Source organism: Mongoliitalea lutea (assembly GCF_014652135.1).
Taxonomy (GTDB): domain Bacteria; phylum Bacteroidota; class Bacteroidia; order Cytophagales; family Cyclobacteriaceae; genus Mongoliitalea; species Mongoliitalea lutea.
This window is the reverse complement of record NZ_BMYF01000003.1, coordinates 236,971-262,472: the sequence shown is the minus strand read 5'-3', so window position 1 is coordinate 262,472 and position 25,502 is coordinate 236,971. Positions and strand designations below refer to the sequence as shown.

The 25,502-nt window shown below is 39.2% G+C and carries 23 protein-coding genes; 13 read left to right on the top strand and 10 right to left on the bottom strand.

From position 1 onward, the window contains the following. Positions 1–549: 549 nt before the first annotated feature. Entirely contained in the window at positions 550–1,239 is a 690-nt protein-coding gene (locus IE080_RS04030) for a TrmH family RNA methyltransferase (RefSeq protein WP_189579151.1), read from the top strand. Positions 1,240–1,260: 21 nt separating this feature from the next. Here IE080_RS04030 and IE080_RS04025 read toward each other — a convergent pair whose 3' ends face one another. The 4 genes from IE080_RS04025 to IE080_RS04010 form a co-directional block, all read right to left on the bottom strand. Next, positions 1,261–1,473: a DUF3820 family protein gene (locus IE080_RS04025; RefSeq protein WP_189579178.1), complete on the bottom strand. Its 213-nt coding sequence runs from the start codon at positions 1,471–1,473 to the stop codon at positions 1,261–1,263. A gap of 1 nt (position 1,474) precedes the next feature. Then, positions 1,475–3,184, bottom strand: a complete 1,710-nt coding sequence (gene ggt / locus IE080_RS04020; protein ID WP_189579150.1) for a gamma-glutamyltransferase — start codon at positions 3,182–3,184, stop codon at positions 1,475–1,477. A gap of 2 nt (positions 3,185–3,186) precedes the next feature. Beyond that, on the bottom strand, positions 3,187–5,544 hold the full coding sequence (locus tag IE080_RS04015) for a S9 family peptidase (RefSeq protein ID WP_189579149.1): 2,358 nt from the start codon (positions 5,542–5,544) through the stop codon (positions 3,187–3,189). A gap of 83 nt (positions 5,545–5,627) precedes the next feature. Further along, positions 5,628–5,963 (bottom strand): Hpt domain-containing protein, encoded by a 336-nt coding sequence (locus IE080_RS04010; RefSeq protein WP_189579148.1) that lies wholly within the window; start codon positions 5,961–5,963, stop codon positions 5,628–5,630. A 91-nt stretch (positions 5,964–6,054) separates the two neighbouring features. Between IE080_RS04010 and IE080_RS04005 the strand changes: the two genes are divergently transcribed. The 4 genes from IE080_RS04005 (at position 6,055) to IE080_RS03990 (ending at position 8,956) form a co-directional block, all read left to right on the top strand. Next, positions 6,055–6,624: a rhomboid family intramembrane serine protease gene (locus IE080_RS04005; RefSeq protein ID WP_189579147.1), complete on the top strand. Its 570-nt coding sequence runs from the start codon at positions 6,055–6,057 to the stop codon at positions 6,622–6,624. A 318-nt stretch (positions 6,625–6,942) separates the two neighbouring features. After that, positions 6,943–7,422 (top strand): DUF2452 domain-containing protein, encoded by a 480-nt coding sequence (locus IE080_RS04000; protein ID WP_229800488.1) that lies wholly within the window; start codon positions 6,943–6,945, stop codon positions 7,420–7,422. 5 nt (positions 7,423–7,427) lie between these two features. Continuing rightward, complete coding sequence (locus IE080_RS03995) at positions 7,428–8,078, top strand: DUF7255 family protein (RefSeq protein ID WP_189579146.1); 651 nt, start codon at positions 7,428–7,430, stop codon at positions 8,076–8,078. Between the two features lie 71 nt (positions 8,079–8,149). Beyond that, complete coding sequence (locus IE080_RS03990) at positions 8,150–8,956, top strand: M48 family metallopeptidase (protein ID WP_189579145.1); 807 nt, start codon at positions 8,150–8,152, stop codon at positions 8,954–8,956. A gap of 68 nt (positions 8,957–9,024) precedes the next feature. On the opposite strand, the gene IE080_RS03985 is transcribed toward IE080_RS03990, so the two are convergent. After that, positions 9,025–10,458 carry an SLC13 family permease gene (locus tag IE080_RS03985; protein ID WP_189579176.1) on the bottom strand — a complete coding sequence of 478 codons (1,434 nt, stop codon included), beginning with the start codon at positions 10,456–10,458 and terminating at the stop codon, positions 9,025–9,027. A 406-nt stretch (positions 10,459–10,864) separates the two neighbouring features. Continuing rightward, entirely contained in the window at positions 10,865–11,404 is a 540-nt protein-coding gene (locus IE080_RS03980) for a hypothetical protein (protein WP_229800487.1), read from the bottom strand. A 35-nt stretch (positions 11,405–11,439) separates the two neighbouring features. Here IE080_RS03980 and IE080_RS03975 point away from each other — a divergent pair, with 35 nt between their 5' ends. The 6 genes from IE080_RS03975 to IE080_RS03950 all read left to right on the top strand — a co-directional run bounded on the left by IE080_RS03975 (position 11,440) and on the right by IE080_RS03950 (position 16,980). Next, complete coding sequence (locus IE080_RS03975) at positions 11,440–12,561, top strand: XdhC family protein (protein ID WP_189579144.1); 1,122 nt, start codon at positions 11,440–11,442, stop codon at positions 12,559–12,561. Then, positions 12,554–13,147 carry a nucleotidyltransferase family protein gene (locus tag IE080_RS03970; protein ID WP_189579143.1) on the top strand — a complete coding sequence of 198 codons (594 nt, stop codon included), beginning with the start codon at positions 12,554–12,556 and terminating at the stop codon, positions 13,145–13,147. Before IE080_RS03975 ends, IE080_RS03970 begins: the two co-directional genes overlap by 8 nt. Before the next feature lie 118 nt (positions 13,148–13,265). Continuing rightward, entirely contained in the window at positions 13,266–14,558 is a 1,293-nt protein-coding gene (tyrS, locus tag IE080_RS03965; RefSeq protein WP_189579142.1) for a tyrosine--tRNA ligase, read from the top strand. A 67-nt stretch (positions 14,559–14,625) separates the two neighbouring features. Further along, the gene (locus IE080_RS03960) at positions 14,626–15,255 is read left to right on the top strand and encodes a hypothetical protein (protein WP_189579141.1); all 630 of its coding nucleotides are present in this window, start codon (positions 14,626–14,628) and stop codon (positions 15,253–15,255) included. A 97-nt stretch (positions 15,256–15,352) separates the two neighbouring features. Continuing rightward, positions 15,353–16,054 carry a TetR/AcrR family transcriptional regulator gene (locus IE080_RS03955; protein ID WP_189579140.1) on the top strand — a complete coding sequence of 234 codons (702 nt, stop codon included), beginning with the start codon at positions 15,353–15,355 and terminating at the stop codon, positions 16,052–16,054. A 95-nt stretch (positions 16,055–16,149) separates the two neighbouring features. Continuing rightward, complete coding sequence (locus IE080_RS03950; RefSeq protein ID WP_189579139.1) at positions 16,150–16,980, top strand: SDR family oxidoreductase; 831 nt, start codon at positions 16,150–16,152, stop codon at positions 16,978–16,980. An 82-nt stretch (positions 16,981–17,062) separates the two neighbouring features. On the opposite strand, the gene IE080_RS03945 is transcribed toward IE080_RS03950, so the two are convergent. From IE080_RS03945 to IE080_RS03935, 3 genes are read right to left on the bottom strand one after another with little or no spacing between them, the layout of a single operon-like run. Continuing rightward, positions 17,063–19,711: a DNA gyrase/topoisomerase IV subunit A gene (locus tag IE080_RS03945; protein WP_189579138.1), complete on the bottom strand. Its 2,649-nt coding sequence runs from the start codon at positions 19,709–19,711 to the stop codon at positions 17,063–17,065. A 43-nt stretch (positions 19,712–19,754) separates the two neighbouring features. Further along, positions 19,755–21,653 (bottom strand): DNA topoisomerase IV subunit B, encoded by a 1,899-nt coding sequence (locus tag IE080_RS03940; protein WP_189579137.1) that lies wholly within the window; start codon positions 21,651–21,653, stop codon positions 19,755–19,757. A gap of 15 nt (positions 21,654–21,668) precedes the next feature. Next, a complete protein-coding gene (locus tag IE080_RS03935; protein ID WP_189579136.1) occupies positions 21,669–22,169 on the bottom strand; it encodes a DNA topoisomerase IV in 501 nt (166 codons plus the stop codon). 299 nt (positions 22,170–22,468) lie between these two features. Between IE080_RS03935 and IE080_RS03930 the strand changes: the two genes are divergently transcribed. Further along, positions 22,469–22,876 (top strand): hypothetical protein, encoded by a 408-nt coding sequence (locus IE080_RS03930; RefSeq protein WP_229800486.1) that lies wholly within the window; start codon positions 22,469–22,471, stop codon positions 22,874–22,876. 6 nt (positions 22,877–22,882) lie between these two features. Here IE080_RS03930 and IE080_RS03925 read toward each other — a convergent pair whose 3' ends face one another. After that, on the bottom strand, positions 22,883–24,283 hold the full coding sequence (locus IE080_RS03925) for a DEAD/DEAH box helicase (protein ID WP_189579135.1): 1,401 nt from the start codon (positions 24,281–24,283) through the stop codon (positions 22,883–22,885). 118 nt (positions 24,284–24,401) lie between these two features. On the opposite strand from IE080_RS03925, the gene IE080_RS03920 reads away from it, so the two are divergent. Next, positions 24,402–25,466: a carboxypeptidase-like regulatory domain-containing protein gene (locus IE080_RS03920; RefSeq protein ID WP_189579134.1), complete on the top strand. Its 1,065-nt coding sequence runs from the start codon at positions 24,402–24,404 to the stop codon at positions 25,464–25,466. Positions 25,467–25,502 lie beyond the last annotated feature (36 nt).

The window sequence follows — 25,502 nt, the reverse complement described above, 5'->3', positions numbered from 1 at the left end:
GTATTTTCTCTCGCAGAAAGCGCTGAATGCGCGGAAAAAACAGAAAATCACCTCTGGATTGATCTATCGCATGTAGAACCCTAACTCCGTCAGGAGTTAACTACCGAAGGTTATTAGCCCCGAGTGCCAACTCGGGGTCTGGAATGGATTGTATTTTGGAAAAATCTCAACTCCGGTAGGAGTTGAATTCTTAGAGCTGGATAATGTTTTTAACACAGATTTTAAATCGATTTTCACAGATCAACACAGATGGATGGCTGACGCCAATTGGGGCTCGCAGAAAGCGCTGAAGTCGCAGAAGTCGCAGAAAGGAAATAGAAAACATTTTTTATTTTGCTCCATTGTTCCGAGATCTTAACTCCGACAGGAGTTAACTACCGAAGGTTATTAGCCCCGAGTGCCAACTCGGGGTCAAGGATGGATTAGATTTTGGTGAAATCTCAACTCCGGTAGGAGTTGAATAGATTCGTGCTCGTTGATGATATTTCTGGGATTTTTTCTTTTTTGCAATCTTTTTGTAAACTGCACAGGTTTTATAATTCAACGAACATGACCAATCCCCAAACATTTTTCGAATACCTCACCCAATATGTGACGCCACATAAACGCCAACTGATTGAACAGGTGCTTGCGCAGCGAACCCGATACTTTACGGTGGTATTGGAGGATATCTACAAACCCCATAATGCTTCGGCCGTATTGCGAACAGCAGACTGTTTTGGGATTCAGGATATCCATATCATAGAAAAAGAAAATTCATACGAGGTCAATCCCTATGTGGTGAGGGGAGCAGCGCAATGGGTGGATATCCATAAGTATTCAAACGAAGCAGGAATGGGTGTAAGCAATTGTTTTGAACAACTGCGTTCAGAAGGTTATCAAATCATCGCTACAAGCCCTGATTCGGGTAGTATTTCCATTCATGAATTAAATGTGTCTCAAAAAATAGCCTTGGTCTTTGGGAATGAACATGCAGGAGTATCCGACGAAGTAAAAGCTATGGCAGATAAATTGGTGCATATTCCCATGATGGGTTTTACCGAGAGCTTCAATATATCCGTAGCAGTCTCCATTTTTCTGTTTGATCTGATTAGAAAAGTGCAAAGCCAATCAACTATTCAAAATTTCCACCTCAATGAAGATGAAAAACAGCTACTAAAAGAAAAATGGTACAGAGATATTGTTAAAAACTCCGAGATTCATGAAAAGGTGTTTTTTAGTTCATTAAATTCAAAATAGGATTATAGATCAATACTATCATTATCGTTTCCTTAGTTCTGTTAAAATATCTTCTAAACCGTTGAGTCGAATTTCATATAACGTATGTAAATACATTCCTAATTTTCCAGGAGGAAATCCTTGTCTATGAAACCATACCAAATAATACTCTGGAATATCAGCTAATATTTTGCCTTTGTACTTTCCAAATGGCATACGCTCTTTTACTAAGTCTTTTAAAATCTGTGGGTCCATATCAATAGCCTTCCGCCGTGTCATCACCTCTTTTATCTGCGCCCCCTTCCAGGCGTCCATTTTTCAAAACTAAAATCGCATCAACCTTTCCTATAATTGGAGTGTAGCCTTCATTGATTTTATAGCCTTTAGCTTTTAAAATTTCCATATCACTGGAGGAAAATCCTTCCGGTTCAAAATTAATATGATCAGGAAGCCACTGATGATGAAAACGGGGAGCATCTACAGCTTCCTGCATATTCATACCAAATTCTACTACATTCAAAATAGTTTGTAAAACCGATGTGATGATAGTGGAACCGCCAGGAGTACCTACAACCATCAACAGTTTTCCATCTTTCTCTACAATGGTGGGAGTCATGGAACTCAACATACGTTTGCCCGGCGCAATAGCATTGGCTTCAGCTCCTATTAAGCCAAACATATTGGGAACACCTGTTTTGGAACTGAAATCATCCATCTCATTATTGAGAAAGAATCCCAACTCATCTACATACAATTTGGATCCATAAGCACCATTGAGGGTAGTGGTGATGGATAACCCATTACCAAACTGATCCACAATGGAATAATGGGTAGTCTCATCACTTTCAATTATCGAAAGTTCACCATGGCCTACATCTGATGATAAAGTTGCTTTATCAGGATCGAAAGAAGCCATGCGACTTTTGAGGTAGCTTTTATCTATAAGTTGATTAATAGGGACCTCCACAAAATCAGGATCTCCTAAATAATAATTTCGATCTGCATAAGCCCGTCTTTCTGCTTCCGTCAACACCTGAATATAATTCGGCGAATTATGGCGCATAGCCGCCAAGTTAAAAGGTTCCAACATGCCCATAATTTGAGCTAACGTCACCCCACCTGAACTCGGTGGAGCCATGGAGATGATGGAATGTCCGCGGTAATCGAATCGAATTGGTTCTCTCCATTGAGCCTGATAGGAAGCCAAATCCTCAAGAGTGATGATACCACCCTTGGCCTGAAGGAAAGCAACCAATCGCTGTGCGGTTTCTCCTTTATAAAATTCATCCGCTCCATTTGCAGCAATTCTACGCAAGGTTTCAGCTAAGGCAGGATACTTGATTGTATCTCCTGCTTGAAATTCTCTTGCAAACAAGGTCTGTTCTCCACTGACCTCAATAATATCTTTTCGGTTGTTAGCTAATCGTTGCGCCTGTTTTTCAGTTACTACTACTCCATTTTCTGCGAGATGAATTACAGGTTGAATAATTTCTGACCATGGAAGCGTTCCAAATTTTTGATGTACTTCATAGATCCCGGCTATAGTTCCCGGCACACCCACTGCTAGAGCTCCTTTGGTGCTCAAACCTGGAATAACATTTCCATCTTCATCCAGATACATGTCGCGATGAGCAGCGAGGGGTGCTTTTTCCCGATAATCGATGGAACCAACTTGTCCATCTGCCAAGCGATAAACCATAAAACCACCTCCTCCCAAGTTTCCTGCAAATGGGAATGCAACAGCCAATGCCAGTTCTGTTGCAGCCATGGCATCAAAGGCATTACCTCCTTGTTTTAAAATTTGTAAGCCAATCGCAGATGCTTCTACACGAGCAGAAACTACCATGGCCTTATCTGCAATCAAGCCTCTCGTGCTTGAATCATTACTCTCCTTCGATTGACAAGAGAAGAAGAGAAATGTTAAACCAAATACAAAAGAAAGGGAGGTGCTGGATGAGTTAAACATGTTTAGTCTATTAAGGTGTCATTGAATAGTTTTAAAATCCGCTTGTACTCATCCGTCCAACTGCTTGGCTCGATAAAACCGTGGTCCTCCACGGGATATACTGCAAATTCCCAATTATCTTTTCCCAATTCAATCAATCGCTGTGCAAGTCTGACCACATCTTGAAAATGAACATTTACATCTAGCATACCATGTGCAATTAATAAATGCCCTTTCAATCCTTCAGCAAAATAAATAGGAGAGGATCTTCGGTAAGCGATTGGATCATTGAATGGTTCATTCAGAATGTTGCTGGTATATCCATGATTATAATGTGCCCAATCTGTTACCGAACGTAATGCTGCGCCGGAGGTAAACACATCAGAAGCATTAAATAAGGCCATTAAGGTAATGAAACCTCCATAGCTTCCTCCATAAATTCCGATTTTTCCAGGTTGTACACCATGTTCTTCTATCAAGTATTTTGCACCATCGACCTGATCGGATAAATCTTTTCCTCCCATATGTCGGTAGATACCTGTCCTCCAATCTCTACCATAGCCCGCAGAAGCCCGGTAATCAATATCCAATACTGTATAACCCAAATCCGTTAATAAATTGTGGAACATATATTCACGGAAATAAGTCGACCACCATTTGTGTACATTTTGTAAGTAGCCTGCTCCGTGCACAAAAATGACTGCAGCACCATTACTTTTTTCCGGATCGGGTTTATAAAGTCGGGCAGGTACTCTTGCGCCATCTTCAGCTTTAAAACGGACAATTTCAGGATCCCTCCATGCATACGCTTTAAATTCCTCACTTTGACCGAAAGTTAACTGCTTAGGTTCTGCACCGACTTCATTGGCTTGTAGGAAAATTTCCCATGGTTTGTTTGAATAGGAATAAAGAATAGCGAAATTCTTCTCATCAGGAGAAATAGCTACATCATTATTACCCGTCATGCTGGTTAATTGCTCCATTTTACCGCCCATCAGTGGCATCATGTACAAATGACGCTCACCTGGGTCCACGGCTGACGTAGTCAAAAACCAATATTTTCCATTATTCGAAATTTTTGGGTCAAAAACTTCAAAGGTTCCAGAAGTCAATTGCTTTTTGGAGCCTTTGGTAACATCTAGTACATACAGATGAGAATATCCACTTTCTTCTGATTGGAAGTAAATATGTTTATTGTCAGGCAACCATCCCATGGTACCCCCGCTGAAACTCCAACCAATCCCTGGACCGGCTATCCATGCTTCATCCCGTTGACGGTCTAAACTTTTGATGGTACCATTGTCGAGATTCAAAAGTGCGATCCAACGATCCTTGTTATCAAATGAGCGAACATTGATTACTGCATGCTTACCATCTGTAGAAAAATAAGGTCCTGACAGTAGCAAATCCCGTTCTTTGGCCTCCCATTTTTTGTTAGGATAATCTTTTACATAATCTGGCAAATCCTTTAAACCAGGAAGATTGGAGGTATTTACCATATATACAGTATCCTTGAGCAGATTATATATGCCCATTTCCACTCTTGTTGGCTGATCTCCAACTTTACTTCGTGTATTAAGATTCGTAGTGTAGCCGCTTAGATGGGTGTAATCAGGTACGATGGTATTCTTATTTTCTGCTCTAGTGATTAGAGAAAAAGTCACGTAAGATCCATCAGGGCAGATTTGTAGATTCGAAAGTTGTTTGCTTCCTGTGTAAAAGGTATAAGGTTCAGGTTTTGCGAATGATTCGCTATATGCTTGTCTTTTTTCACGGGCTTCTTCTCTTTCACGCACCACTTGCAGTAACTGCAAATTATCTTCTTTTAACCACTCATCCCGTTCATTAAGTTTAGTAGGACGGTTTTCTGACTTACTACCACTTTGAATATTGGTAACTTTTCGTGCTTTTCCCGACTCTATATCATAGATGTAAATATTTGACTTGGATTCAAAAGCAATTTTTTTATCCCCATAAAGAAAGGTTGGGTTACTGAGACGCTCAGGCCATTCGAGAATGGATTTTTTATCCTTGGTCTGAATGGTGTAGAGCATCAATTCATTCCCCTCTGCATAAACTTTCTGAGTTTTGGCTCCATTACTCCTTGCATTGGCAGGAGCGAAGCTTTGACGTTCTGCCCTTGAAACTTTCAGATAACGCTGCGGGTCAGAAAGCTCTATCTTGTAAAGCGAATCTCCCGGATGGTTTTCAGGGTTATAATTAAAATAAATGGTCTGCGAATCATCTGACCACCGTAAATTGGAAGGAAAATGTCCCATCCAAGAAGGATCTCTCATAATGTATTCCACAGATAACTGTTGCGAAAAAAGGAATTGGCTTCCTGTCAACAGGAAAAACAGGATGAATAATCTTTGTTTCATAACTACCGTTTATTTGGGTAGCTAAAGATCGGAAAAAAAATGAAAGGCAATAAAAAAACTAAACCAGCGGTAAGAAAATAGTGTTACTGAAGAGTAGATTCATAATGCTTTAGTTCTTGAATAATTGATGAGATTTCAACTTTTAAAAGTTCATAAATCTCATAAGTTGATGAAGGATCTTGTTCAATTTGTTCTACTAACCCTCTTGAACTTATTGCACCAATATAACTCAAGGATGGCTTTGACTTATGACATACTCTTTTAATATGCATGTAATCTTCTTTACTAAAAGCATCATCTAATAGTGATAACTCAGTTAAATTAGTGTCCCTAATCATCCTAATCATTTCTGCAATTAGGGATTCATCTTCGTCACCAAAGTATTGGACAATTATCTGTGGGTTAATGAAATGATACATTCAGAATTCCTCTTTTAACCAATTAATAGTAAATATAAAAATTTCAAGTTTTAATCTTGAGTTAAACCAAAAAAAATGTTATTAAAATTTAATGAAGCAGTTGCATTCTTTGATCAAATCAAGTATTGAGGTTCCATTAAAACTTGCATTTTTAATGCTTGTAATCACATTGATACAATATTCTTTTGTGATTGATTTAGGTTTTTTGGGAATAAAACCATTAAGTATAAAAAATCTGATCGGTATTATTTTTGCGCCTTTGATTCACGGCTCTATGGGGCATTTTATGTCAAATGCTGTACCTTTTATAGTATTAAGTTCTTTTTTGTATCTTTTTTATAGAAAAGATGCTGATCGAATTTTAGTTTTTGCCTACTTTATACCTTCGATAATTGTTTGGTTTTCTGGCAGGCCATATTTTCATATTGGATCTTCTGGAATCGTTTACACATTGGTTTTTTTTATCATCACAGCTGGAATATTGAAATTCCGTTTAAAATATTTCTTGATTTCATTGATAACTCTTTTCTTTTATGGTAGTCTAATTTATGGAGTAATACCAACTGAAAGAAAGATATCTTGGGAATTTCATTTGTCAGGTGCTATTGTAGGAATAGTCACAGCTTTTTCAGTAGAATTAAAAAATAAATCCAAAGTTTAAATTTATAGAGTTTCTTAACCAAATTATTATACAAATGCCATTATAGTCAATAGGGGGTTGGTTAAAATTTAAAGATTAACGCCTTAATTATTTTGATTTTCATAGTAATTTTGAATTGCTTTAAACTGTACCCATAAATTTATTGTTAAGGAGGTATGAATAGAAATAAATTGATTTTCCTTATTCTAGCTATAGTTTTCATGTTGATAATTTTAGGAGTAAGTTATGATATTTCTACACGTACTACATTTCCTGGCTCTAAAGGTAATTTAAAAGAGCGTATTGCACCCTCAGAAACAACCGAAAGTAATTCATCAAGTGAAAAACAATAAGATTGATATTGATAGGATTGATTTAGAAAAAATGAAGGAAAAAACCACGGATCAACCGGGGTTACTTCCTTATGCACATCAATCCGGAAGTGCCATAATCAAGCCCGAAGATAAAGGAAAGATCACTGGTCGTGCTGTTGCAGCTATGCATTCCCAAACAGATATGCAGATGTCACAAATCTATCAGCAAATGTCTTTACTAGCAGAACAGGCTAAATTAATACAAAAAAGAATAGAGGTTTCTGAGAGAATCTATCAATCTTCCATGTCCTTTGAGCCCTTGATAAATCATGTTTATTTTTTATATGAAAAAGCTGATGGAACAGATTTTTTAAGTATGGTCGCTCCAGAGGAGTGGGGTAGATCCAAGAAATTCATTTTTGTAGCCGAAATCAAATTATTGGCAGATCATACCTGGGAAATACTTCGGGAAGGTGACAGCAGTCTGGAAGTTCAACAGGATTAATTTTTATGTCCAAACATCAATTAAAAATCACCAATTTGCTCAGCATTTTGCAGGAATCCGATTTGGATTTGGAACCGTCTTTTTCCTTAGAGGTCAACCCTGCATATATTAAAGGTAAAGGAGAAGAATTGCTGAAAGGTATTTTTGATTCTCTAGAAGGAAAAGGAAATATACCCATTTTGGAAAAGCTTAGGTTTGATTTCAAAATACAGCGCTACGTATTTATTTACGATGATGAGGTGCATTTCAATAGGTATCGCTTGCATACACTGAAAACTGATTTGTACGACACCTTTTCTTTCGATTGGGTTGAAAGTTACAAGCGCCTATGTAGAACTTATGAGAAAGATTGTTTAAAAGCAGGCATCCAAGAGCGAATCTGGAATGGTCCTCCTATTGCACAAAAGGTCTTTGGTCCTTCTCAGGATACAGGAGACCTTATCGGGACAGGTGCTTCTGGATGGAAATTGACAGCTTATAATGATGCACAATACGACCTAATTAGTCGCTTACACGGATTCAAATTAGTCCGTCTCCCGCAATACGAAAACCTCATGTTGGGAGGAAGTTTGAAAAAGGTAGACGATTTGCTTCTGCAACCAAAGGATGCGTATAAGCAAGCATTGATTAATTGGATTACAAGAAAGGTAAGTTAATATAAGTTATAATTGAAAGTGATTTTGAACTGGCATGTTTTTTGGCCAGTTTTGTAAAAAAATTAAACCCTATGTTGAAAAAAATTATCTTTTTGTTGGCAGCTGGCTTAATAGCCTACGGTTGTGCCAAAGTTCCTATGTCTAACCGTAATCAGTTAGCTTTAGTAAGTAATGCTGAATTACTTCCTATGTCATTTGAGCAGTACAGTCAAGTTTTGAGGGAAGGTAGACTGGTTACGAATACTCCTGAGGGCCAAATGGTCGTCCGTGTTGGTAAAAAAATTGCAGAGGCTGTTGAGTTTTACATGAAAGAAAATGGCATGGAAAGACAGCTACAAGGTTTCGAATGGGAGTTTAATTTGATCCAGGAAGACATTGTTAATGCTTGGTGTATGCCAGGAGGAAAAGTTGCTTTTTACACTGGTATTATGCCTGTTTGCCAAGATGAAGCTGGTGTGGCAGTAGTGATGGGACATGAAGTTGCACATGCTATTGCCAATCATGGTAGAGAGCGAATGTCAAATGGCTTGTTATTGAATGGCTTGATTGGTGGCGCCCAAGTCGCTATGGGCCAAAACCCAACCTTGACCCAGCAAATATTTCTACAATCTTTTGGGGTAGGAGGTCAATTAAAAATGTTATCATTTAGTAGGAAACATGAATTGGAAGCAGACCAATTGGGACTTAATTTTATGGCAATGGCAGGCTATGACCCAAGAGTTGCTCCAGATTTCTGGGAAAGAATGGCCAATCTTGGAGGGGGAGGAGCACCGCCTGAATTTCTTTCTACACACCCAGGACCAAATAGGCGAAAAGATGAATTAAATAAGCAAATGCCGATTGCTTTGGAATATTTTAACAAATATCATCAAAAATAAATGTAAAGATTTGTGCATAAAAAAGGCTAAACAGATAAAAGGTTTGGCCTTTTTTTATACTATTTCCTTTAAAAAGGATATTCAAACAAATCCAATCCCCAAATCAAGGGAAGTATATACCTTGTAATCAAAGTGATAACCAACACCGAAAAGACGTTTAACCAAAAACCGGCACGCATCATATCCTTGATTTCAAGGTAGCCGGAACCAAAGACCACGGCATTGGGTGGGGTGGCTACGGGAAGCATAAAAGCACAACTGGCTGCCATCGTAGCCCCAAACATTAATGCAAAGGGATGCACTCCCATAGATAAGGAGACAGCAGCCAAAATGGGTAACAACATGGAGGCAGTAGCGACATTGGAGGTTATCTCGGTTAAGAAATTGACTGCCAAAACAATGATCAACAAAAACAAACCAAATGCCATAACGTCCAAGAACACAAACTGACTTCCAGTCCATTCAGCAAGTCCGGTTACTTTAAAACCTTCTGCTAGGGATAAACCTCCGCCAAATAAAATCAAGATTCCCCATGGAATTTTCTCTGCTGTTTTCCAGTCCAATAGTTTTTCTGATGATTTGGAACTTGGTAGGACAAACAAAACTAATACCCCAACCAATGCGATCACTGTATCATCTAACCCAGGCAGTAATTCATTTACTTTTTCGAAACTGCGGGAGATCCAGGCTAAACTCACCAATAAGAATACTAAACCTACCCGTTTTTCTTCATAGGATAGGGGCCCTAGATCCTGTAATTGCTTGGAAATCTCCGATTTTCCAGCACTTAAATCTGACAAGCCTGCGGTAGAAGGAAATGCAATGTTGGTCAAATACCACCAACAGATGACCAATAAAAATAAGGCTACCGGAAATCCATAACTCATCCATTGTCCAAAACTAATCTCAAATCCATATAATTCTTTGATAACACTGGCTAAAATAATGTTGGTAGGGGTTCCTATAAGGGTTGCAATACCACCAATAGACGCCGCATAAGCGATTCCCAACATCAGAGATTTACCCAAACTGCTTCCTTTTCTGAATTTCCCCTCATTTCCATCCAATTGGATGATAACTGCGATTCCAATAGGCAACATCATCAAGGAGGTCGCTGTATTAGATATCCACATGGATAAAAATGCAGTAGCAACCATAAAACCTAAAACTATCTTTTTAGAATCCGTACCAATCCAATGAATGATTGTCAGCGCTATGCGTTTGTGCAAATTCCATTTTTCTATGGTTACAGCTATCATAAATCCGCCCATATAGAGCAAAACCATCTTATTGGAATAAGCTTTGGCAACCTCAGCAATTGGCATAGTGTCCAAAAGTGGTAATAGTATCAAGGGTAATAAAGAGGTTGCAGGAATAGGTATTGCTTCAGTTATCCACCAAGTTGCAATCCATGCTGTCACTGCAAGCATTACCTGAGCTTCAGGAGTCATGCCAAATAAATCCGGCCATAACAAAAGGACCAGAAAGAATAGCGGACCCATCAATAGGCCGATAGAAAAGGGAGGAAGCTTCAAATTTTTCAAGGTGCTGTAGATAGGCTAAAGGGCTATGATTGTTCTATGTTAGGGACTCTTGCGTAATTCTATTTAACATAATGTAAATTATATAACAATTATAGGTAGTACAAAGAACCATGTACCAAGTACCAAGGATTTAGATAAAAGACTTATGGCTTCAACTCCGCTCAGCCACCGGTACGCTAACTGCTCTCTCACTTCTTATTTTTGTCTCATCCTAAAATTACTTGACAATTTTTTTAAGAATAATTCTTTTACCAACACGCCGCAATTATATCGCCGAAAGCAAATTTCAATTTATTTCGCGCTAGCATATTTCATTTTCAACCTTCATCCTTTTGCAATTTCACTACTCACTGTTCACTGATCACTATTCACTTTCCACCGCCAACTCTTCCAACTGCATCTGGTAATCGTACTGCAAATCCTCGTGTAGCTTGCTGATTAGATTTTCTGCCTTGCGAAGCTGTGTATGATACAAGTTGTGGATGACCGGATGTCTATAATCTAGATAGCCGTATTCTTTGGTTTGCTCACAGAAAAATAAAATCAACTCAAGTTGAAATTCTTTCCGTTTGGTAAACTTCAACATTTTATTCAAGGTGCTACGAAGCTTCTGTAGAGATTTCTTACTTGACCAAAAATTTGCCATAGATGCCTTACCAAATTCTTCTCCCAAGAATTCCTTACTTTCTACCAAAAAGAAATGCTCATCTTGCTGTTCATGCAACTTAAAATATGCATAACGTTTATTATCCGTCGTAAACCCGATAATATCCAGCAGTAAACTCCGTAATTCCTTTTCGTCTAAATAATTTAACGATTTCTTTATTTCTGCAATTTTTGGATTGATCATGTGATGAATCTTGGATTGTTGGCTTAAATCTACTGTAAAAAATGAATTTAACATTGAACTAAGTTTTAAATAGCGCTATTTTTGAAACAATGAAAGAGTTTAAAGAAATCATCCGTCAGTATCACCTGTATGAATCAAGAAATGAATCCTGTGCACTTGCAACCGTCGTAAAAGTCGAAGGTTCAGCTTACCGAAGACCTGGTGCACGCATGTTGGTGTCTGAAAACGGTCAACTTACGGGTGCTATTTCTGGTGGTTGCCTGGAAGGTGATGCGCTAAGGAAAGCTCAAGCAGTCATTTTCAAACAGCGCGCTAGCATTGTGATGTATGATACCACCGATGAAGATGATCAAAAATTTGGTGTTGGATTGGGGTGCAATGGTATTATTCATGTACTGATCGAATCGGTTGATTTTAAGGATGCAAGCAATCCCGTAAAACTCCTCGAAAAAGCTATCTCCAATAGGGAAACTGCTACACTATTAACGCTTTTTGACCTGGATCCTACCGCTCAAAATCAAGTTGGAACTGTTGCCTGTTTAACTCAAACAGAAACATTCTTTCGATCTACACCTAATACTTTAGATTTAATCAATCAATTATTAGATGAGTACAGTCAATATGTTGATATACAAAATACTATAGTAAAAAAAATAGCTGAAAATGAAGCGCATTTCTGTTTAATTGAACCCATCTACCCTCCTGTTCATATCCTCTTATTTGGAGCCGGCAATGATACGATTGCTGTGACGCAACTTGCTGCTATTTTAGGTTGGGAAGTGACCGTAACGGATGGACGAAAAACCCATGCAACCGCTGAGCGATTTCCCTTAGCGAAAGAAGTTCGTGTTCGTTCTGCCTCTGAGGCCTTGATCGGAATTGAAGTGGATAAATACACTGTGGCACTTCTCATGACCCACAATTTCGAATACGAGGCTACCCTTCTCGAAAGTCTACTTCCCCTACCCTTACCTTACATTGGAATCCTTGGTCCCAAAAAGAAATCATTGAAGCTTTTTGAGCGCTTGGAAAAACAAGGACTAAGTATCCCACAAGACAGGATTTATGGGCCCATGGGATTGCATATTGGTGCAGAGGGTTCGGAAGCGATAGCACTATCCGCACTGAGTGAAATAATGGCTGTGCTGCAAAGGAAGCCAGCAGGATTTTTGAGAGCATTGGAGGGACCAATTCATGCGAGCCATGAATGATTTTGCTGCCATCATTCTAGCCGCCGGAGCATCTACGCGTCTGGGGCAACCCAAGCAATTGTTGGAATACCAAGGAAAAATGTTGCTTCAGCATGCAATAGAAGTTGTCAGCCCAGTGGTAGGTCAGCGGTTATTGGTAGTACTAGGTGCTCATGCAGCCAAGATTCTTGATGTATTTCAAAACTACCCCTTTCCTTACGTGATCAATGAGACTTGGTCAGATGGCATGTCAACTTCCTTACGATTGGGCTTATCCGCCCTATTGAAAGAGGATGCAATCGATGGGATTTTTTTATTGGTTTCAGATCAACCTTTTGTTGATACAGATGTAATTACTCAATTAAAAAACAAACATTTATCAACTAATAAAAAGTTGATTGCTTCTGCTTATTCCGATACCTTAGGAGTTCCAGCTTTTATCCATCGGGATTATTTTGAAGAATTACTTTCCCAACAAAAGGATATGGGTGCCAAGAAACTTTTTTTCAAGTATCCTGAGGATGTAGATACGATCTCCTTTCCAAAAGGTGCATTTGATGTGGACACAGCTGAGGATGTTTTTAGACTAAAGAATGTAGATTCCTAGCTTCTATTTTAAACTTCGGAAGCATAGATTCATTTTAGTTGCCCAATTTTCAAAGCAGAGAAAAGTTTGTTTGGTTAACATAGTCTATATTTGCGCATTCAAAAATTTAGTAGTCAACATGAACAATTTTATAGAAGAATTACGCTGGAGAGGAATGCTTCAGGATATGACACCTGAGATTGAGGAACATTTAGCCAAAGGCATGGCCTCTGCCTATCTTGGCTTTGATCCTACAGCAGATTCTTTACATATTGGGCATTTGGTTGGTGTGATGACGCTTTTGCATTTTCAACGTGCCGGACATAAGCCTTTTGCCTTGGTAGGTGGAGCGACAGGAATGATTGGGGATCCAAGTTTCAAATCTGCTGAAAGAAATTTGTTAGATAAAGCAACACTTGACCATAACGTAGCCTGCTTGCAACAGCAATTGGGTAAATTTTTAAATTTCTCCGAAGGAGCCTCTAATAAAGCCGAACTAGTAAATAACTACGATTGGATGTCCCAATTTAGCTTTTTGGAATTTATCCGGGATGTAGGCAAATACATTACGGTCAATTACATGATGGCTAAGGACTCAGTCAAGAGAAGATTGGAAGATGGTAATGGCCTATCCTTTACTGAATTTTCCTACCAACTGATTCAGGGGTATGACTTCTATCATTTGTGGAAAAATTCCAATGTTAGCATCCAACTAGGTGGCTCCGATCAATGGGGGAATATCGTAACAGGAACAGAATTGATTAGAAAAATGGAAGGTGGTTCCGCCTACGCATTGACTGTTCCATTGATTACCAAAGCTGATGGTACCAAATTCGGAAAAACCGAATCAGGCTCTGTTTGGTTAGATCCTGAAAAGACTTCACCTTATAAATTTTATCAGTTTTGGCTGAATGTATCCGATGAAGATGCTGCAAAGTATATCCGAATTTTTACTGTGTTGGATCAAGCTACCATTGAAAAGTTGGAGGAAGAACATCAAGCGGCCCCCCACCTACGGGCATTGCAGCGTGAAATAGCCAAACAGGTGACAATCATGGTGCATGGGGAAGCGGAATATGAAATGGCTTTGAAAGCATCCGAGATTTTATTTGGAAAATCATCTACAGAAGATTTAGCAATCTTAGATGAACGTACTTTCTTACAGGTGTTTGAAGGTGTTCCTCAAGCTGAAATTTCCAAAGAATCCTATGAGGCATGTGCTTCACTAGTGGATTTGCTGTCTGAGCAAACAAACTTTATTATCTTCCCTTCCAAAGGTGAGGCAAGAAAAATGATTCAAGGAGGTGGTGTTGCGATCAATAAGGAAAAAGTTTCTGACCCACAGGCTAAACCATCCTTCAGCTTGCTTCAGAATAAGTATTTGTTGGTTCAAAAAGGGAAAAAGAACTATTACATCGTGCAAATTAAGTAAAATATATCTACTTTAATATGAGAATTTTTTTCTAAATTATTGACTTTACATAATAAAGTAAGTGTTCATGAAAAGATTATTGGCCCAATTATTCGTTGCTTTTATTCTGACAGGGATATTAAATTCCTGTCGATTAGAAGATGATTCTATTGGCCCAAATGAACGACGCGAAATATTAATCGAATCGTTGCATAACACTTTCTTTCAATTTAATTTACTCGGTGGTACTGAAAGTGAAGATTTCAGTGTAGAAAATGATGGAATGCATGGTATTTATGGACTTTCAAGATCAGATTCAGATATTTTAGAAGGAAATGATCTCATTTTGTTTTCCTGCATTCGAAGTATTAATCTTTCTTTATCACAATTAGTTAGAGTTAGAACTGCAACAAATAATTTTAGTGAATGTAGAAATGCTAATAGCCAGAATTATAGAATAGCAATTAGAACAATTATCAATAACTTATCTGATGAAAGACGGTCTGTTTTGGATTTATACTTAAATGGAAAGATTGATCTTGAAGAGTTAGAAAATCGCTTAGTTAAACTCCATGAAATTGGCAAATCTCAAATCATAGATGAAAAACTAAAAAATTCTATAAACTTAAGAGAATGCCTGAGTACATACATTGAAAATATAGAAAGGATTATGAATCAAAGTCAATGGTTATCATTTGAATTATGTATATTGAGTTAAATTTTCTAGACTTATAATGAATGAGTTATCATAGGCTGTTTATACAGCCTATTTTTTTTGAATGAAGTTTAATACTTTTGAATATAATTCATAAAATATGGCAACAAAAGATCGTGAAAAAAAGGAAAAACAAATCTTAGATGGTGCAATCAAACTTTTTAGCACCAAAGGATACACAGCAACTAAGATGGAAGATGTGGCCAAGCATGCTAAAATCAGTAAAGGATTGACTTATTTTTATTTCAAAAACAAAGAAGATTTATATATGGCAGTCACGAAAAAGGCTTTTGATGAGCTTCGTGCTGTTTTTAGAGAAGTTTTCAAGTTCAAGGGACGTACTGGCATGGAAATGGTTACCGACCTGACGAACAGATATCTTGAATTCGTCTTAGAAAATAGGATGCTTAATGAAGCGATCCTGAATTTTATGAATTTGGTACAGTTATATAATAACGAAGAAAGCAGAAATTCTATCCATCCCCTAATTTTGGAAAGTGAGCATTTTAAAAAACTGTTGGAAATCCATCATGATTGTGGTAAGCTAGGTGTTCAAATGGTTTCACTAGGAATAAAAGATGGAAGTATTCGCCCTGAATTACAGGCAGAAATTACCTTTTATACAATTTGGAGCATGTTGATTGGTTTTGAAAGACTTTCAGGTCCTGTTGGATTTGAAGGCAAAGAGTTAAAATTGCATCTAGAAAACTGGAAACCAGGCTTCATTAAATTAATGCAAGAAATGTTGCGAGGTACTATTCAAGCTTCAAAACCTAAAGCCATCCAAGCGTCATTGTTTTGATTTTTTTGCAAGTATTTCAACACTTATATGAAATATATTTTTCTAAACCATTAAATCAAACTTGATGTTATTTCTCAAACATATGTGATTGAACTATGATACTTGCAATAACTGGCCCAACATCGGGTATTGGGGAAGAAACCTTGAAAGCATTGGTTAAAAAATTTGATAAAATTTTTATTTTAGCTAGAAACGATAACAAAGCAAGGCAACTAATACAGACATTTAGCCCCAACACACAAGAAAAAATCCAATTTATTCAACTTGATCTATCTGATTTAAAATCTGTTGAAAAAGCTGCTGAAAATATACTTGCGAATACTAAAGTTATTGATGTTTTGATTAATAATGCAGGAGGAATTTTCCAGAAGAAAGAATTAACTGTTGATGGTTTGGAGCTCTCATTTGCTACAAACCATTTGGGGCACTTTTTACTTACAAAAAAATTAATCCCTGTTTTACTTAAATCAAAACATCCTAGGGTAATTAATGTAAGCTCTGAAGCGCACAGAGCAGCAAAAATTGATTTTAATAACTTAGCCAAATGTCAAAACGGATTCAATTCATTCACCGCTTATGCGAATGCAAAATTGTGTAATATCCTTTTCAGCAAATCTTTGGTTGATCATTATGGAGATCAGGGACTATCATCTTATGCCTTACATCCAGGTGTGGTTAAAACAAGATTCGGAAATGAGGCAGGTGGAATATTTAAAGTAATGTGGAAATTAGCTGAGCCTTTTATGTTAACGCCTGCCAAAGGGGCAAGCACATCCATATATCTTGCAACTCAGGAAATTTCCTCAAAGTTGAATGGTTACTACTTCAAAAGCTCTAAACCAAACACACCATCATCCACTGCTAGATCTAAGGAAATGCGAGAAAAATTGTGGAGTTTGAGTGAGGAATTAGTAACAAATAAGTAAACCATTGATTCTCTATATCTAATGGTTTACTTACTATGCACCTAAATGACTGAATTACTTCTCGCTTTTCGACAATAATTTACTAAAACAGCCCCAGCTGTTCCTCGTCGTCTTTTTTGACTTTGAACTCGACGGTGGAACCTACATCGAAGCCTTCGGTGGTGGTGTTTTCTTCGGAGGAGGATGCTGAATCTTCAGTTTCGGAGGATGCTGTTTCTTCTTCTTCCTCGCTTTCAGCAACTGAACTGATCAGTTGGATGTCTAGGATCGGATGGGAAGATAATTTGTTACCGATAGCTTTCCAGCCTTTGACATCAATCAACATGTCCAAATCGTATTCAACCTCCTCTCGTTCCTTGCCTTTTTGCAGCTGAACTTTCACCTGTGGTTGTTTGGCGGTGGAGACTACTTTTAAGTAAGATTGCCTATGGTCGGAAACTACCGAGAATTTCTTGTTGATGGTTGTCGTCTCGATCAAGAAGCGTTTCACAAAATAGGTTTTGCTAGCTCCGTCGTAGTAGATGCAGGAAATGACACCTTCAGGATTAAATTTTTCGATCAACAAGACATCTGCGGACTCATAGCGATTGGTCAATTCAAAGGTGGTCAACTCGTATTCTCCGGATTTGTAAAAGACCAAAATACGGTCGTCTCCAAGGAAATTACCAATTTTCTTACCCCGCTGATCGGTGTTCAATCGACCTACGGAACTATCGTAATAAATATCCAAACCTCCGAGGGTAGAAACACCCTGCATCTTCAATTGAATCTTACGAACAGGGTATTTTGTCAATATATTTCCACCTGCTGCACGTCCTTTGATTTCTATTGAACTAAAGTCAAAATCAAATACCTTGATTTTTGCTTTGGCTCCCTGAGTTAAGTAAACAGTTACAATCTCCGCTTCTCCGTTAGCATTGGCGGTCATATACAGCACTTTGGAGCCTTTACCGCCTTTGGTCAGGTCATACTCTCGATCTCTTGTGACAGCTAAAACTTGGAATCGCTTGACCATAGCCCTGCCACTGCCTCCATCGAGGTAAATCAAATTATACACCATGCGCTCATCTCCTTTTCGGAAGACTGCCACATGGATAATGTCTTTTCCTACAAATCCCTTTTCCTGGATTTTGGTCACTACACAGACCCCGTCTCTTCTGAAGACAATGATATCATCCAAGTCAGAACAATCGCAGACGAATTCATCCTTCTTCAATCCAAAACCTACAAAACCATCTGCACGATTGACATACAATTTCGCATTATTGGCAGCCACGACAGTAGCTTCAATCTGATCGAATGTGCGGATTTCAGTTTTTCGCTCCCTACCCTTACCATATTTGGTCAGGAGATTTTCGTAGTACTTGATCGCATAAGCTGTCAAATGCTTCAAGTTGTAATTCACCTCCTTCAACTCCTCCTGCAACTTGCGCATCAGCTCATCTGCCTTGAAGGCATCAAACTTGGAGATTCGCTTGATCTTAATTTCGGTTAAGCGGATAATGTCCTCTGTGGTGATTTCCCGATAAAAATCTGGTTTAAATGGGTCTAATCCCCGGTCGATGGTTTCAATTACTGCATCCCAAGTTTCACATTCCTCTATATCCCGATAGATTCTGTTTTCAATAAAGATCTTTTCTAAGGAGGAAAACAACAATTTCTCCATCAACTCCGCCTTACGGATTTCCAACTCCCGCTTAAGTAATTGCTTGGTTTGGTTGGTATTGTAGGCTAGAATATCGTTAACAGATAGGAATACAGGTCTGTCTTCGATAATGACACAGGCATTTGGAGAAATGCTGACCTCACAGTCTGTAAACGCATACAAGGCGTCTATGGTCATATCGGGAGACTGACCCGGCGCCAATTGGACCTGAATCTCTACATCTTTGGCAGTATTATCGACCACTTTCTTGATCTTGATTTTCCCTTTATCATTGGCTTTGATAATGGAATCAATCAAAGAATTGGTAGTCGTTCCAAACGGTATATCTTTGATTAAAAGGGTTTTATTATCCTCCTCCTCTATTCTTGCTCGAACTTTTACTTTTCCTCCTCTGAGTCCTTCATTGTATTCTGAAAAGTCCGCCAGACCTCCCGTTGGAAAATCAGGGAGTATGTTGGTTCGCTCCCCATTTAGGATCGCAATAGAACCTTGGATCAACTCAACAAAGTTGTGTGGGAGAATCTTGGTGGACAAACCCACGGCAATACCTTCCACCCCCTGAGCCAATAGCAGAGGAAATTTCACAGGCAAAGTAATCGGTTCCCGCTTTCTTCCATCGTAGGATAATTGCCATTCGGTGGTTTGTGGGTTGAATACAACCTCAAGTGCAAACTTGGAAAGGCGTGCCTCGATGTATCGGGAAGCAGCAGCACCATCACCAGTACGGATATCCCCCCAGTTCCCTTGAGTTTCGATCAACAAATCCTTTTGACCCAAGTTGACGATGGCATCTCCAATGGAAGCATCTCCATGTGGGTGGTATTGCATGGATTGACCGATGATGTTGGCCACTTTGTTGAAGCGTCCATCATCCATTTCCTTCATAGCATGGAGAATCCTGCGCTGGACAGGCTTCAGACCATCTTCAATGGCCGGAACTGCCCGCTCCAGGATCACATAGGAGGCATAGTCCAAAAACCAGTCTTTATACATCCCTGTAACAGGAACGGAATCATGTAAGCGTGCGTCTTCTTCGTTTGGGTTGGGTGTATTGGTATCGCTCATGCTTGTGTACTAAGTTGAAATTGGTTTGGGTAGTCCCTAGAAATTAGGCAGCTTCGGATTCTTCATCTGCCTCCTTTTTCGAAGGATCATCAAAAACCAAGTCTTTTTCGATTTTCAAATTATCAATGATGAAATTCTGTCGGTCAGGCGTATTTTTTCCCATGTAGAAACTCAACAGATCCGCAATTTTGGTCTCCTTATTCAAGATAATAGGGTCCAAACGGATATCCTCGCCGATAAATTTTCCAAATTCCTCCGGGGAAATCTCTCCTAAGCCCTTGAATCGGGTGATTTCAGCTGTTTTTCCTAGTTTATGAATGGCGCGTTGACGCTCCTCATCGGTATAACAGTAGATGGTTTCCTTTTTATTACGGACACGGAATAAAGGTGTATCCAAAATGAAAAGATGCCCATTTCTTACCAAATCCGGAAAGAATTGAAGGAAATAGGTCATAATCAACAAACGAATGTGCATACCATCTACATCCGCATCCGTGGCAATGACTATTTTTCTGAATCGTAAGCCATCAATGCCATCTTCAATGTTCAGGGCGTGCTGTAAAAGGTTAAACTCCTCATTTTCATACACCACCTTTTTGGTCATGCCATAGCAGTTCAAAGGCTTCCCTCTCAAGGAGAATACTGCCTGTGTTTGCACATTTCTGGATTTGGTAATTGAGCCGGAAGCTGAGTCACCTTCTGTGATAAACAACATGGTATTGTTTTTCAACTCCTCATCCCCTTTTGCATCATCGTAATGCAAACGGCAATCTCTCAGCTTCTTGTTATGCAAATTGGCTTTTTTAGCCCGCTCATTGGCTAATTTCTTGATGCCGGATATTTCCTTGCGCTCCCGCTCGGATTGCAAAATCCTTTTCAAAATGGCATCTGCCACCGCCGGATTTTTATGCAGGTAATTATCTAGCTCTGTTTTAACAAAGTCATTGACAAAAGTTCGCAACGTAGGTCCATCAGGGCCAACAGACTGTGAACCCAATTTTGTTTTGGTCTGGGATTCAAAAACCGGTTCCTGCACCCGAACAGCAATCGCTGCCACGATGGACTGACGGATATCGGAGGCATCAAAGTCTTTTTTGTAAAACTCCCGCAAGGTTTTCACCACCGCTTCACGAAATGCTGCTAAGTGTGTACCTCCTTGGGTCGTGTACTGTCCATTCACAAAGGAATAATATTCTTCTCCATACTGATTGGCATGGGTCATGGCAAATTCAATGTCATTTCCTTTTAAATGGAGAATGGGGTAACGAATGGAATCCTCATCTACTTTTCTTGTCAAAAGGTCATGCAAGCCCTTTTCAGAAAAATATTTTTTCCCGTTATAATTGATAGTTAACCCGGCATTCAAAAATGCATAATTCCAAATCTGATTTTCAAGATATTCGGGAATGAAATGGTAATTTTTGAAAATACTGGCATCAGGGGTAAATACCACCTTCGTTCCATTACGGTCCGAAGTCTTTTCTATCAATTCCTCATGCTTCAAAATTCCTTTTTCGAATTCGGCCACTTTGGACTGACCATCTCGGTAGGATTGCACTTTGAAATAATCGGAAAGAGCGTTTACAGCTTTGGTACCTACTCCATTCAAGCCCACAGATTTTTGAAAAGCACCCGAGTCGTATTTACCACCGGTATTGATTTTTGACACGCAATCAATCACTTTTCCCAAAGGAATACCACGGCCATAATCCCTTACTTCCACTCTATGCTCCGATATCTTGATGTCAATCGTACGTCCATGTCCCATCATGTGTTCATCGATGGAGTTATCTACCACCTCTTTTACAAGGACATAAATCCCATCATCTTGGGCACTACCATCTCCTAACTTTCCGATGTACATCCCTGGGCGCAAGCGGATGTGTTCCCGCCAGTCAAGGGATCGAATACTATCTTCGGTATATTGTACGTTTTCCGCCATGGGTTATTTGAATGTTTATGAGGGTGAATTTTCTTTGATATCCTGAAATTTTTTGAATAAAATCCAGAAGAGCGCCAAAATCCAGGTCAGGAAAAAGATTGGCACTAGGTAAAAGAAGAAGCTAAAGCTATCCGCTGAAATTTCGTTTTGATTATTGATGCTATGAACAAATAGCGTCAAAATGGAAAGCGAAACATTGATGATTCCAATGAAGCTGTAAATCCATAACAAGATATATTCACGGAAAATATCCCCAACGGGAAACAGACGTTTCAAGCTAGCAATACTTCCATTTTCAATCATTTTTCCTGGCACGGCCAAGATTACATTTAAGAGGCCAAAGATGATCAACCCTGTGTAAAAGAAGGTTCCTTTGGTGATGGTTTTCAACCAACCTCCGTCCTCATCCACTGCATAAGCAATTCTATCTGAGAGCGCTGCATAGAAATACAGGAATACAAAGAGAAATAGGAGAATGGTTAGACCATGAAATACTTTTCCAAATCGAATATACATACCACACAATTTTAGCCTGCTAATATAGCTATTTAAAGGAAAATGGAACGCTGTAAATGATCGCCTCTAACAAATTGCGGCACTTATTGTCTCACAAGCTGCTGGAATTTAATATCCTAGCGCTTCAATGAATTTTAAGAAAGTCTGGAATTTTCGTACCAGCGCATATTTCTGCCTGCTGATCATGCAAATTTAAACGAATCCCTCAGGTAAGTTAGAAACAAAGCTGCATCCATCTAGTTTCTTTGATTGTGGTTAATTATAGATATTCCTTTACTTTTGCATTCAAATATACACCCATGAAAAATCGTTTCTTTTCCTTCAGTTTACTAGTGGCTTTGGCAGTTATGCTAGGCTTTACCACTGCCTGCTCATCCAAATTGGAAATGGAGGGTGTGGATTTTGAGGCTTGGAAAAATGACCGGGGAGGATGCAAAGGTGACCGTTTGGCTTCTGTGGAAACGTTTCGTCCCTTAAAGGATGAATTATTGGGCAAAGACAATCAGGCTTTGATGAAGACCTTTGGAAGACCTGACCAAGTGGAACTGGCAGATCGCTCCCAATCCTTTTTTATTTACTTTGCTGAACCGGGGCCGGAGTGTAATCAATTTGTGAAAAAAGACGAAGAGCCATTAAAAATCATCCTGCGACTCAATGCATTAAACAGGGTCAGTGAGGTAACAATTACCCGCACCAACCCTTGGTAAGCTGGACTAATCGATATTTTTTCGCTGCCTAAACTTGGACGGCTTCGATTGAAATTCGGAGGAACCAGTTGTAGCTTGTTCATTTTGCCTTGGAGTAGCAGGCTTGTTTACTGGTGATACTCTCGGTTTTCTGGCAAGAGAAACATCTCTACTTCCTTCTGATTGTGGTTTCGTGTGTTCTCCTCGTTCTCCTTTGGGACGATTTTTTTTCTTTTTAAATGGTTTTTTCCCTGATTTTTTCTGAGAGGAACCACTATTTGAACGCTGTTTAAGCACAGGTCCCGCTTCAAATCCCTCTGGAAGTGGACACTTTTCAATCTCCATTCCAATCAATTGTTCGATCCTGAAATACTTGTAGGCATCTTTGTCAGAAACAAAGGTAATGGCCTCCCCTTTAGAATCCGCCCGGGCTGTTCTACCCACTCTGTGTACATAGTCTTCCGGGTCATTTGGCGTATCAAAATTGACTACCAATTCAATCCCCACCACATCGATTCCCCTAGAAATAATATCCGTTCCAATAAGAATTTTCAGCTGTCTATTCTTAAAGCGGGACATAATCTGTTCCCGTTCAACTTGTTCTAAATCAGAGTGAAAGGCTTCTACTTCAAAGTCTTTTCTTAGGAGTTTGTGTAAGCTCTTGACCTTGTCCTTGGTGGATGCGAAAATGATCACTGCTTCATAATCCTTGCTGGTTAAAATAAAGCGGATAAGCGCTTCTTTTTGTCCATCATAGACCGCATATACTTTTTGGGTGACACCTGCAGCAGTTTTCCCCAAAGCCAAACTTATCTCTTCCGGACTGTTCAGAATCTGCTTGGAAAAGGAGCGGATTTTTGGAGGCATAGTAGCCGAGAACAGGATGGTTTGACGCTCCTTGGGGAGGTAATTGATGATGGTCAGGATATCATCCGAAAATCCCATATCCATCATGCGATCCGCCTCATCCAATATCAAATGCTCTAATGAACTGAGGTCAATTTTCTTTCCCTGTAATAGGGCAATTAAACGTCCGGGCGTGGCTACGATGATTTCGGCTCCCATTTCCATGGCTTTTTTCTGCTGTTCCCAAGCAATCCCATCTCCACCACCATAAATCGGAATGGAGCTGATACCTGCGAAATAGGCAAAACCTTGGATCTGTTGATCAATTTGTATGGCCAATTCTCTGGTTGGAGCGAGGACGAGGGTATTTAAGGAGCTTTTTCCCGATTTGACGATTTTGTCAATAACGGGAAGAATAAATGCAGCTGTTTTACCCGTGCCTGTCTGTGCGCATGCGATTAAGTCTTTTCCTGCTTGAATTACTGGAACGGCTGCTTCTTGTATAGGTGTTGGCTTGTCGAAGCCCATGGCATCCAGCCCATCTTGGAGGCTGCTGTCAAAATTAAACTGTTGAAATCCCAATTTTTGAAAGATTTTGCAAATCAATACTTATATTACTGATAAAATTACACTCGAACTGAATTAAACCAAAACAATTGTTGATATTTTGATTTCACTAAATAAAACTACCAATTTGCCGATGAATACTCTAATACGACTACAAGGTACGCTATTTTTTGCCTTCTGCCTGCTTTTCACTCCGATTTTATCTCATGCTCAGACATTTCAGATCAGTGGAACTGTCAAACATGGGATTACGGAGGAAGCAATTAGCAATGCCACTATAACCATTCGAGAAACAGCTTTTTATGCTGTCAGCAATCAAACTGGAAAGTTTGAAATCTCCAATATATATGAAGGAAGGTTTATGGTACAGATACTCATCCCGGGTTTTGAACCCTACCAAAATCAGATCAATGTCAAAAACAACCTGAATTTGGGAACCATTCTTTTGTATCCTTTGGGGATGGAAGAAAAAACAGGGGATGTTTTACAAAAAACTATCCGAGCTACCAATGTAGCCCAATTGTTTACCTCCCGCCCCAATCTGGTGGGTGGCAATGCGGTTTTCGGGATTCCACCGGAGCCGAAGCAATTGATTGGAGACTACTATTTAGATGGGAACTGGAATAAGGCTTCTATCCTACTCTATAAGAATTCAGAAGTTATGGAAGGCTATTTGGTCCGCTATCAGATCAATTCCAATACTTTTGAAATAAGAGCAGAGGGTTCGGATGAGGTCAGCGCCATTCCTGGATTGCGCATACAAAATGTCGTTTGGGTGGATAAGGATTTCAATATTCCCCGATTTTTTGTGAATGGTATGGATTTTAAAGATGAAGGTTCTCCGATTTCCGGATTCTTTGAGGTATTGGTGGATGGACAAAAGCCTTTGTTGCGTAGAACCGTTGCCACCATCCGTGCTTCCAATTATAACGAAGCTTTGATGGTTGGTGAAAAAGATGATAAAATCGTGAAGCGGAATCAGTATTATTATGCTGTTGGGAAAGATATCTTTATGGTACCCAAAAAGAAAAATCAGTTCCTGGAAATCTTTGGAGATAAAGCAACGATGATTTCCACCTTTGTTTCTGATAATAAACTGAGATACAATGACCCCTCATCATGGTATAGTATTTTCACCTATTACAACAGTCAGTTTGAAGGTTTCCAACCCATCAGTAACCAATTGATGGACAATTAAAATTCGGACTCGGAATGTTTTAAAAGTCTCCCAAGT

What these genes read in the sequence shown, in the direction of transcription:
- IE080_RS04030 (WP_189579151.1), top strand. Translation starts at nt 550, where the DNA reads ATGACCAATCCCCAAACATTTTTCGAATACCTCACCCAATATGTGACG.
- IE080_RS04025 (WP_189579178.1), bottom strand. Translation starts at nt 1,473, where the DNA reads ATGGACCCACAGATTTTAAAAGACTTAGTAAAAGAGCGTATGCCATTT.
- ggt (WP_189579150.1), bottom strand. Translation starts at nt 3,184, where the DNA reads ATGTTTAACTCATCCAGCACCTCCCTTTCTTTTGTATTTGGTTTAACA.
- IE080_RS04015 (WP_189579149.1), bottom strand. Translation starts at nt 5,544, where the DNA reads ATGAAACAAAGATTATTCATCCTGTTTTTCCTGTTGACAGGAAGCCAA.
- IE080_RS04010 (WP_189579148.1), bottom strand. Translation starts at nt 5,963, where the DNA reads ATGTATCATTTCATTAACCCACAGATAATTGTCCAATACTTTGGTGAC.
- IE080_RS04005 (WP_189579147.1), top strand. Translation starts at nt 6,055, where the DNA reads ATGAAGCAGTTGCATTCTTTGATCAAATCAAGTATTGAGGTTCCATTA.
- IE080_RS03995 (WP_189579146.1), top strand. Translation starts at nt 7,428, where the DNA reads ATGTCCAAACATCAATTAAAAATCACCAATTTGCTCAGCATTTTGCAG.
- IE080_RS03990 (WP_189579145.1), top strand. Translation starts at nt 8,150, where the DNA reads ATGTTGAAAAAAATTATCTTTTTGTTGGCAGCTGGCTTAATAGCCTAC.
- IE080_RS03985 (WP_189579176.1), bottom strand. Translation starts at nt 10,458, where the DNA reads ATGGGTCCGCTATTCTTTCTGGTCCTTTTGTTATGGCCGGATTTATTT.
- IE080_RS03980 (WP_229800487.1), bottom strand. Translation starts at nt 11,404, where the DNA reads ATGTTAAATTCATTTTTTACAGTAGATTTAAGCCAACAATCCAAGATT.
- IE080_RS03975 (WP_189579144.1), top strand. Translation starts at nt 11,440, where the DNA reads ATGAAAGAGTTTAAAGAAATCATCCGTCAGTATCACCTGTATGAATCA.
- IE080_RS03970 (WP_189579143.1), top strand. Translation starts at nt 12,554, where the DNA reads ATGAATGATTTTGCTGCCATCATTCTAGCCGCCGGAGCATCTACGCGT.
- tyrS (WP_189579142.1), top strand. Translation starts at nt 13,266, where the DNA reads ATGAACAATTTTATAGAAGAATTACGCTGGAGAGGAATGCTTCAGGAT.
- IE080_RS03960 (WP_189579141.1), top strand. Translation starts at nt 14,626, where the DNA reads ATGAAAAGATTATTGGCCCAATTATTCGTTGCTTTTATTCTGACAGGG.
- IE080_RS03955 (WP_189579140.1), top strand. Translation starts at nt 15,353, where the DNA reads ATGGCAACAAAAGATCGTGAAAAAAAGGAAAAACAAATCTTAGATGGT.
- IE080_RS03950 (WP_189579139.1), top strand. Translation starts at nt 16,150, where the DNA reads ATGATACTTGCAATAACTGGCCCAACATCGGGTATTGGGGAAGAAACC.
- IE080_RS03945 (WP_189579138.1), bottom strand. Translation starts at nt 19,711, where the DNA reads ATGAGCGATACCAATACACCCAACCCAAACGAAGAAGACGCACGCTTA.
- IE080_RS03940 (WP_189579137.1), bottom strand. Translation starts at nt 21,653, where the DNA reads ATGGCGGAAAACGTACAATATACCGAAGATAGTATTCGATCCCTTGAC.
- IE080_RS03935 (WP_189579136.1), bottom strand. Translation starts at nt 22,169, where the DNA reads ATGTATATTCGATTTGGAAAAGTATTTCATGGTCTAACCATTCTCCTA.
- IE080_RS03930 (WP_229800486.1), top strand. Translation starts at nt 22,469, where the DNA reads ATGAAAAATCGTTTCTTTTCCTTCAGTTTACTAGTGGCTTTGGCAGTT.
- IE080_RS03920 (WP_189579134.1), top strand. Translation starts at nt 24,402, where the DNA reads ATGAATACTCTAATACGACTACAAGGTACGCTATTTTTTGCCTTCTGC.